The sequence below is a fragment of the Thiocapsa sp. genome, assembly GCF_011390875.1.
Classification (GTDB): Bacteria; Pseudomonadota; Gammaproteobacteria; order Chromatiales; family Chromatiaceae; genus Thiocapsa.
In genome coordinates this window covers 1-7,036 of record NZ_JAABRP010000231.1, presented here as the reverse complement: position 1 = coordinate 7,036, position 7,036 = coordinate 1, and the positions used below count along the sequence as shown (strand labels likewise).

General features: G+C 63.7%; 11 protein-coding genes. All 11 read right to left on the bottom strand.

Going from position 1 to position 7,036, the window contains the following annotated elements:
* Window positions 1-640: 640 nt before the first annotated feature.
* On the bottom strand, window positions 641-1,168 hold the full coding sequence (locus GPT33_RS15850; RefSeq protein WP_296810739.1) for a hypothetical protein: 528 nt from the start codon (window positions 1,166-1,168) through the stop codon (window positions 641-643).
* The gene (locus tag GPT33_RS15845) at window positions 1,156-1,656 is read right to left on the bottom strand and encodes a hypothetical protein (RefSeq protein ID WP_296810735.1); all 501 of its coding nucleotides are present in this window, start codon (window positions 1,654-1,656) and stop codon (window positions 1,156-1,158) included. The genes GPT33_RS15850 and GPT33_RS15845 overlap by 13 nt, the downstream gene beginning before the upstream one ends.
* Entirely contained in the window at window positions 1,653-2,390 is a 738-nt protein-coding gene (locus tag GPT33_RS15840) for a hypothetical protein (protein WP_296810732.1), read from the bottom strand. Before GPT33_RS15840 ends, GPT33_RS15845 begins: the two co-directional genes overlap by 4 nt.
* Before the next feature lie 10 nt (window positions 2,391-2,400).
* A complete protein-coding gene (locus tag GPT33_RS15835) occupies window positions 2,401-2,553 on the bottom strand; it encodes a hypothetical protein (RefSeq protein WP_296810729.1) in 153 nt (50 codons plus the stop codon).
* A gap of 188 nt (window positions 2,554-2,741) precedes the next feature.
* Window positions 2,742-3,002 (bottom strand): hypothetical protein, encoded by a 261-nt coding sequence (locus GPT33_RS15830; protein WP_296810726.1) that lies wholly within the window; start codon window positions 3,000-3,002, stop codon window positions 2,742-2,744.
* Window positions 3,003-3,008: 6 nt separating this feature from the next.
* A complete protein-coding gene (locus GPT33_RS15825; RefSeq protein WP_296810723.1) occupies window positions 3,009-3,605 on the bottom strand; it encodes a hypothetical protein in 597 nt (198 codons plus the stop codon).
* 3 nt (window positions 3,606-3,608) lie between these two features.
* On the bottom strand, window positions 3,609-4,205 hold the full coding sequence (locus GPT33_RS15820) for a hypothetical protein (protein ID WP_296810719.1): 597 nt from the start codon (window positions 4,203-4,205) through the stop codon (window positions 3,609-3,611).
* Window position 4,206: 1 nt separating this feature from the next.
* Window positions 4,207-4,575, bottom strand: coding sequence for a hypothetical protein (locus GPT33_RS15815; RefSeq protein WP_296810718.1), 369 nt, complete (start codon window positions 4,573-4,575; stop codon window positions 4,207-4,209).
* Window positions 4,576-4,590: 15 nt separating this feature from the next.
* A complete protein-coding gene (locus GPT33_RS15810) occupies window positions 4,591-5,631 on the bottom strand; it encodes a major capsid protein (RefSeq protein ID WP_296810716.1) in 1,041 nt (346 codons plus the stop codon).
* 10 nt (window positions 5,632-5,641) lie between these two features.
* Window positions 5,642-6,289 (bottom strand): head decoration protein, encoded by a 648-nt coding sequence (locus GPT33_RS15805; RefSeq protein ID WP_296810714.1) that lies wholly within the window; start codon window positions 6,287-6,289, stop codon window positions 5,642-5,644.
* Window positions 6,290-6,304: 15 nt separating this feature from the next.
* Window positions 6,305-7,036: S49 family peptidase (locus GPT33_RS15800; protein ID WP_296810711.1), on the bottom strand; the 732-nt coding region annotated here is incomplete at its 5' end.

Here is a 7,036-nt window from a genome sequence, read left to right as displayed (position 1 = left end):
CGATTTGAGGCGCTCCAGCCCGGCATTCTGGTCTTGAACCCACTGCCGCATTCGACCGCCGTCGAGATCGATTTCCAGCGCAATGGTAATGCCTGAGTCCGCAAGCGCTTTGTCGCGCACGACCTGGAGGTCGCGCAAAGCCGAGTCGCTTGGCGCGCGGCCAAAGTGCATGTGTGCATTGACTCGCGGCATGTCGGGGTATTTAGTTTGAAACATGTCAGCCCCTGTTCATCACGTAGAGTACAGCGCCAACTGCGCTAAACCAGAGCACCGACCAGCACACAGCCGGCCAAACAATCATGGCCTCGACGCGCGGGGCGCTGTGCTCTTGAATCGTCGCGTCGATCACTGCGCCGAAGTCTTGCTCAGTCCTTTCACGCTTTCGGGCGAGCAAATAGTCGTAACCGCGATCAGCATCAATGTACGCTTGCAGTCTTGCCTCGCTCCAATCGATTGGGGCACTCACGAATACACTCCCATCGCCCATGCGATCAGATTCAGCGTCACAATCACGGCGGTGACCCTTAGTCCGAGCCGGATGTCGCGGGCGATGTTCATCCCATCACCATCGTCAGCCACACCAGTCCCGCAATCCCGCCGAGGATGATGCCGAGGATCATCAGTGAGTAAATGCGCAAAGTCACAGGCTTTTAGCCGTCTCAAACAGCGCGATCGTCTGCGCTTCGGTCAGCTCAATCGCCGCAGCAAACATTTGCAACACCGGGTCGCGGTATTTCCAGACTTGCGCGTCTTCAACGAATACGCGCTGCGCAGGCGTCATCGACGGCAGCAACGACGCAATCAGCGCCTCGTATTGATCCCAAAGTCCAGCATCGATTAAGGCGAGCTTGCCTTGTAGGCGGGTGCATTCAAGGCTGTCGAGATAGGCTTCGTGCGCCGCCGCCGCAGCCACCTCAATCGCCGCCTGACGCTCTTCAGGTGTGCCAGCAGGCTCGCGCCGGTATTCGTCGTCAATGAGCGCCCAGTCGGTATAGCCGAGCGGCGCTGCGCCCTCTGCGGTGACGTGCGGATAGATCCCGCCTTGCGCGAGCAGATCGCGATCATTGCGAGCGATGAGGATTTGCACGGGCCAGCGTTTGCCATTGAGCGTGATATGACTCGGTGCTGGCGTATGCTGAAAAGTTAAATATGGCATCAGATAGCCCATTCGGTATAAAAAGATTCGGCAGTTGTTTGTGGAGCACTGGCAACAGAAAGCAATAGATCCCAAGTGATCTGATTGTTAGAGCCTGATAATGTAAATGATTTAAAGTCGCGAGTAGCCAATGGCCCACCATAAATCCGTAGCCTATCGAAAACCACTTGTTGTGAGAGGTCTAGCGTGATGCTTGTTGGTAAAGAGGTCGGATACCATAGCGCCCGTTTGTCGTTTGTTCGCTCTCCCGCGACGGTTCCAATCCCATCTACCAGGTTTGTGGGAGGATATCCCGTCAGAAAGTCCTCTGGCGTAAATGCGACTTGCGCATTTAGTGCTCGATTTATCCCATCAGCAGCTCGATATAGTTGTATTTCAAAGGCGTTGGTAAATACCTCACCGGACCAGTTTGAAATGACATTTAATTCGACATAGCGATACCCAGCCACCTGCGCGCCCGCTCGCATTAGCATCGACTGCAAATGCCGCTGCATACTCACGCGGCAATCTCCACCGCCGCGACAGCCGAGACGAGGATCACGCCGTCGCCCACGCTTGCGAGCGAGCACACAATCGGGTCATCGCCGGGGGCGAGTGAGACCGAATCGAGACCGCTGACTTGATTCCAGCCGACAGGGAATGGTGCAATCCACGGGCCATCGGTGCCGGCCCCTGAGCCCTCGCCTGTGCCTGGGGGATTGAAAATCACCGTGGCGTAGAATCCGGTCGTCGCATCGTCTCCGCCGCTCGGGATGGGCGCGGTCCAGTCGCCGTCCACGTCGGAGGTCAAGGCGACGTGGTAGATTTTGTTGTCGAGCGGGGTTGCGAGGTCGCCTGCCGTGATCGTCGCGGTTGTGATGGGGGTCGCGAAATCAGCGCCGTCTGCACCCTTGAGCGACACACCAGCCGGCCACGTCGTCGCTTTCGGGCCGAAAATCTTCCACGAGACTTTGTTGATGTAGAAGTTGCCGTCAACACCCTCGTCGGTCGGATCAACATCGCCGCTGAGGATCGTATTGCCGTCTGCGCCGGGAGTGCCAGCAGCCCCTGCATCGCCCGTCGGCCCCGTAATGTCAGCCAGTGCGACAACATCCACCCAGGTATCGCCGCCAACCGGGCGGGCCTGGAGATGGGTCTCGGAGAATTGCCAGTCGGTTGCGGGGCCGATGAACTCGGGATACGCTGCAGGGTCCAGCGTCTCGGTCGGGATCGGGAAAGTCGAAATATCGGCCATGTCGTTGCTCCTACAGTGCGGCGATCAGGCCGGCCAGTTCGTCGATTGCATCGCCGACATTCGTGGCGGTCAATGTCACCCCATCGCCTGCACCTGATGCGGAAAAGATAACGCCATCGGCAGACGCGAAGTAGGCGCCATCCGCCGATGCAAACTCAACCACGGGGGATGTCTCGGGAGTGAGCCGACGCACGCGTCGAGTTCCTCTGGTCAGGACGGCGCCGTCGGAATTCGTGAAGACGACGCCAAGCGGGGATGTCAGAACGATCGGCTGCGTGATCCACCCTGCCCCAGTCGCCCGCGGCGCCCTAAACGCCTCAAACGCTCCGAACGGTTCAAGGACCGCCAGCATCAGGACACCACAACCACGTCAGCCGTCGCGACGCCCGCGGAGGCAGGGAGTTTGGCCCAGATGCTCCCTTCCGCGTTGGCGCGGGTGACGCCGTAGGGCAGGCCACCGGGGACGAGGACGCCGGCGGTGTCGACATCGGGCTCAGTGGTGCCGGTCTGCACTTCCATGCCGGACATCGCGCGGCATTGCGCGGTGAAAACTTCGACGGCAGCGTCGACGATCTTGGTGTATTCGGTTTTCGTGATGACGACCGTTGGCATAGCTGATTACTCGCCCTGGGGATCGGGTTCGGGTTCGGGATCCGGCTCGGGGTCTGGATCCGGCTCGGGGTCGGGTTCGGGTTCGGCGAGGCAGGCGATCGGGTCGGCCGGCAGATACAGGGTCTGCTCGAAGCGGACGACGCGCGAGTCGTAGCCATTCATGCCGGGCTGCCAGTCGGCGGGGACAATGCTCACGCGCTCGGGGGCTTGGACGGCGTCACCCAGGCCCCAGCGGTTGCCGGCTTTGGCGACGGCATGGCTGGCGGTGTCTGCGCTGCGGACCAGGACCGCGATCGCGCTGGCCATCACGTCGAGTGCAATTTGCAAGTCTCCGCCCGTGCGGGTGGACAGGATGAGATGCACGGCGACGGCCTGGCGGGTAAGCACGCGACCGCGCAGGGGTTGGCGCTCCGGCGGGTCTTCCAGGTCGGTCGCTTCGATCTGCAGGTATAGGGCCGGGGTGTTGATCGGGTTGGTCGCGTCGACCAGGTTCGCCGGGTCATAGGGGGCATAGGTGGTCACCCGCTCGCCGAATGCGGTCTCTAGCGCGGACACGACGGCCGCGTGGTAGGCATCCATGGTGGTGGTGACGGGTGTGCTCACGGGTTAGCGCTCATGATTCAGGGCGTAGTTGATTTCCTGCTGCAGCAGGGTCAGAAACCGATTGATGATCTCGGGGCCGGCGGCATCCAGCGCGGCGCTCACGGGGTCGTGAATCGGGATGTCGACGCGCTCGATCTTCTCCAGTCGCGAGTTGCCATTGCGGCCAAACTGGCCGCTGCGCTGCATCACGGCGGCGCCGGTCTTGCCTTGCGGCCATTGCCAGGTGCCGGGGTAGGTGGTGCGGCCAACCCGAGCGCCCTTCATGCGGCTGTTGTTGCCGAGGCGCCGATGCGTCCAGACGACGGTGCCAAGGCGGTGAACCGGGATGGGTTGGGTGCCGACCCAGAACTTGAGCCCGGACCAGAATGCTTCGTCGGTGTAAACGCTGTTGAACACGCGCGCCATGGTGGCAAAGCGGTTTTGCGGAATGCCGGTTGCCTTGGAGCAAGCGCGGAGGATCTCGCGCGTGACGAACGTGTTGAGCTTGCGATAGACGCGATCCTGCGCGCGCTTGAGCTTGCGCGGGTTGTCGGCGATCAGGCGCTGAAGACGGGCAACCCCGTCGCCTGCGTCAAGCCGGATGTCGAAGCGGCCTGCCATGTTATTGCCAGCGGCTCCCGGTGGGTGGACGCGGTGCCGCGATCGGTGCGTGCATCAAGGTGACGCGCGTCATGCCGTCGCTCGGCGGATCCAGGTCGACGACCAGATAGCGTTCCCCGTCGATCAGCAGCGGAGTGTTCTTGGTGAGCCCGGAGGCGTCGGTCGTGGACAGACTGATCTCCGGGTTGCGTGCCTTGGTGATGTCCAGCGCTGCGCCGGTCTCCGGCCAGGGGTTCGCGGGCGTCTTCATGTGGGCGAAGACGCCGCGGACATCGCTTCCGTCCGGCAGGACGACCGAGACGCCGAAATAGCCCAGCAGCTCAGTGTTGAGCCGGGCGACATCGGCGGAGCGGGAGCGGCGCAGGATCATGCCGATACCGATCCCTTACTTGCGACCGCTCTGGAGCATTTCGGGCCGGCGGCAGAACATCAGCGGGTAGGCCCGCACGCACAGCTTCACCCACTCATCGGCGCCGGACTTGTCCGGGAGGATCATGGGATAGACCGCCTGGCCGGGACGCCGCAGATGCGCGAAGGACTCGCCGGGTGCCATCACATGCCGGAACAAGCCGGGGATGCCCATCGGGAAGAACTTCACCTTGTCGGTGGCGATCTTCACCGTGTCGTCGTCGGATCCCCAGTAGCGGATAAAAACCACGTCGCCGATGCGCACGCGCGGGATGTTGCCCATCAGGCCGTCGAGCCCGTCGCGGAATCCGCCTTGGAGCATCAATTCCCAAGTCTTGCGGGCTTCCGAGTGGGTGATCAGCGCTTTCCAGAAGCCATCGGAGCACAGCCCGACCGCGACGGCGCCGGGTCGCCATTCGCCCTTGGCCGCGCGGCGCATGCGGTCGGTCACTTCCATGCACGCCAGCATCAAAGCGCCTTCGGCCGGCTGTGCGGCGGCAAGCGCGAAGTTGATCTCGGCAGGCTGGGTGACGCCCAGGTTGGTGTAGAAGTTGACCAGCGTGGAGCCGTCGGCGTCGACCATTAGGCCGGTGACCGCGCCGAGCTGCATGTTCTCGAAGGTGTATTGCACCTCGGCAATCATGCCAGCCGGGCCGGACAGGCGACGGTCGATCTCCTCTTGCATGGCTTGCAGTTCGCTGGTCTTGCCGAACGCGCGCACGTCCAGCAGCTCGGACGCCATCAGGGTGTCATCTTTGGCGATGCGGAAGGTCGGCAGCGCGCGGGCAGAGCGCTTTTCGGTCTCGCGCTGTGCAGGCGGGGCCCCACGCGGACTGGTCGGGATCAGCGTCAGACCACTGTCGCGGCTTTCCATCCAAAAGGTGGTGGTGCGCAGCGGCAGCGGGGTGAACAGGTTCATGCTGTTGAGGATCGACGGAACATAGTCGATCTTTTCGTAAGCGTCGGCCATTTCGCTTAGGCCGAAGGCTGGATTGCGGAAGATGTCGAGGGTTGCCATGGTGTGCTCCTTAGCGGACGACGATGAAGCGCGACGCCAGGGCGGTCAGGGCTTCGGCCTTGTTGGTGGTAGTCATCAGCACTGGCCAGGTCAGCCCGTAGCCGTTGACCTCGCGCAGACGGGCCACGTACACCGCTTTCTTGGCGGCGGCGCTGGCGTCCACGTTGTCCAGCAGCACGCCGACGGCGATTTGCTCGTTGGCCAGCGCGCCGGAGGCTTCCGCCACGGCGACCTTGCACACTGCGCCTTCGCCCCAGTCGGTGGCGCCGTCGGAGATGGTCAGATTGATGTGCGTGGAGACGTAAGCCTCGCCGACGGTCAGCGGATCCAGCACGGTGCCGTCCGGGGCGACGACGGAGAAGGTCCCGGCGTCTGCCGCCTCGGCGGTGCAGGTGAGGATGTAGTCACCGACCAAGGCATCGGCGCCCAGGGTCGCGGCGCCGACGGTGCCGTTACCATCGCCTTCGACCTTGCTGGAGGTGCCAGCCAGTGCGCGGCGGGCAATCTGCTTGAGCGTGCCGTCGGAGGCGATACCGATCACGGTACCGGCCGTCAGGTTCTGCCCGGCGGCGAGGGTGCCGACATCCAGGCTGAGGCTTTCGTTGGTGCTGGCGACCAGAAACTCGCCTGCGTAGGGGCCTTCTGCGTAAACCGTCATGAGGGTGCTCCTGGATTATGCCGCAAGGCCGCGGGCACGGGCCCACGACGCCTGAATGTCTTCGTCCGGATCCTGCTCCGGGGTATCGCCGCCGATGGTCGGGGGATTGCCCATCGCGGCCATCTGCAGGGCCAGGGCGTTCGGCTGTGCCGGTGCCGGGGTCGCGGCGACCGGCAGTGCGGCCAGCACGGCGCCCGCGGTGGTCGCGTCCATGGCCGGGTTGCGCGCCATGACCAGGGCGGCGTCGCGACGGGACACGGCCTCGGCATGGTCGAGGATGGCGAAGATCCGGATCCGCTCGGCATCGGCGCCGGCCTGGCGTGCCGCGGCGAGTTCGGCCGGGGTGAACGTGGGGTCGGACGTTAGAAGCACGCCCGCGTCGGTGGTCTCACTCATGGATCTGTCTCCGGTCTGCGTGAGTGTGAAACGGGCGGGGCGCCCGACGGTCGACCGGGCGCGGGTGGCGCCCAGGCGGGTAATGAGGCTGTCTGTGGTTTCGATCCGATCGGCCAGACCGGCATCAACGGCCGCGACGGACCGGAAGATCCCGGCCTGCGTCGCGCGCACGGCATCGGCGCTCAGCAGCGGGCGGCCGGTGGCAACAGCGGCGACAAACTCGCCGTAGATGGTGTCGATCTCGCTCTGGAAGCGGTCGCGCACGGCCGCGGGCAGCGGCTGATACGGGGTGCCGTCGACCTTCTGTGAGCCGGCAAAGATATGGGTGATGGCGACCCCATCGTTCGCCAT

Bases quoted from the DNA above. Each gene is read 5' to 3' on its own strand.
- GPT33_RS15850 (WP_296810739.1), bottom strand. From the start codon at position 1,168: ATGGGCTATCTGATGCCATATTTAACTTTTCAGCATACGCCAGCACCG.
- GPT33_RS15840 (WP_296810732.1), bottom strand. From the start codon at position 2,390: ATGGCCGATATTTCGACTTTCCCGATCCCGACCGAGACGCTGGACCCT.
- GPT33_RS15830 (WP_296810726.1), bottom strand. From the start codon at position 3,002: ATGCCAACGGTCGTCATCACGAAAACCGAATACACCAAGATCGTCGAC.
- GPT33_RS15820 (WP_296810719.1), bottom strand. From the start codon at position 4,205: ATGGCAGGCCGCTTCGACATCCGGCTTGACGCAGGCGACGGGGTTGCC.
- GPT33_RS15815 (WP_296810718.1), bottom strand. From the start codon at position 4,575: ATGATCCTGCGCCGCTCCCGCTCCGCCGATGTCGCCCGGCTCAACACT.
- GPT33_RS15810 (WP_296810716.1), bottom strand. From the start codon at position 5,631: ATGGCAACCCTCGACATCTTCCGCAATCCAGCCTTCGGCCTAAGCGAA.
- GPT33_RS15805 (WP_296810714.1), bottom strand. From the start codon at position 6,289: ATGACGGTTTACGCAGAAGGCCCCTACGCAGGCGAGTTTCTGGTCGCC.